Consider the following 1,143-nt stretch of genomic DNA (forward strand, 5'->3'; position numbering starts at 1 on the left):
GCCTGTCTCTTCGTAAGCTGGGCTTCCTGCTGCCGCTGGTGGCGACCACGGACGGAGAAATCCTCTCCGGCCATCAGCGGCACGCCGTGGCCGTGGACATGGGGATTACCCGCGTCCCCGTGCTGCGTGTGGACGTGCCGGAACAAAGGCGGCGCGGCATCAATATCCTGTTCAACCGGGCTACCAATGACATAGCCATACAGGATACAGAGCGGGACATGAGCGCGGCCCTGCGCGGGGCTGACGTTCATTCCCTGGCCGAAAAACTGCCGGACATCTCCCCGGAGAGCTCGGCTTTCTTCCCCTGCATGGCCGCCGAGATGCGGGAAGTCTCGCCTCTTGCCCGGCGCAACGTGTCCCGCTTCGTGCGTCATGCCGCCAATGTGGGCCGGATGCTGGCGCGCCTCGGCGTCAATCTGCCCATCGTAACCACGCCGGACGGCACGGTCATCAACGGCGTGGGCAGGCTGGAAGCCGCCGCCCGCAAGGGACGGAAGGAAATAGCCGTAGTCACGCTGGATGAAGACCGGGCGGAACTGGCCCGCGCCATGCTGAACCTTTTGAGCATGGACTTCCGTTTCACGGGGGACAATGCCGACTTCCTGCGCTACGGCGCGTTCCGGCGGAAATGGCTGCATCGCACCTATCTTGGTCGAGCATTCGTGCTGCCGGTGTACCGGCACAAGCGGCTTTCCGACGTGCGGCTGGATGCCGCTTTCATGGAAAAATGGAAGGCCGCCTGCGGGGAAAGCGTGCTGGACTTCGGTTCGGGACAGGGCGACGAAGCTCGGATGCTCCGGCACGCAGGCATCCGCGTGACGGAGTTTGAGCCGTATCCCGCTGACGGTGACACGGTAAACAGGGAAAAGGGGCGCGCTTCGGCCATGGGCTTTCTTTCCGCCGTGCGGGCTGGTACGCCATTCAGCGCCATTTTCGTTTCCAGCGTGTTGAACAGCGTGCCGTTCCCGGAGGACAGAGAGCATATTCTGCGCATCGTGGCGGCCCTGTGCACCCCGGAAACACTGGTATGCGCGGCGGCACGCGGTACGAAAAGCAGTTCCTGGAGCTGGTTCACGGAGGGCGAAGCTCTGAGCCAGAGAGCATCTAGGGCGTGCAATTTCCCGCTGAACATGGAAAAAGGCG

At 63.3% G+C, this 1,143-nt stretch carries 1 protein-coding gene; it reads left to right on the plus strand.

Annotation, left to right across the window (positions count from 1 at the left end; all coding sequences use genetic code 11):
* Positions 1–1,143, plus strand: a 1,143-nt coding sequence (locus DESPIG_RS12590) for a methyltransferase domain-containing protein (RefSeq protein WP_040370255.1), incomplete at both ends; no start/stop codon positions are given.

Origin of the sequence: Desulfovibrio piger ATCC 29098, from assembly GCF_000156375.1 — a bacterium.
Lineage (GTDB): Bacteria > Desulfobacterota > Desulfovibrionia > Desulfovibrionales > Desulfovibrionaceae > Desulfovibrio > Desulfovibrio piger.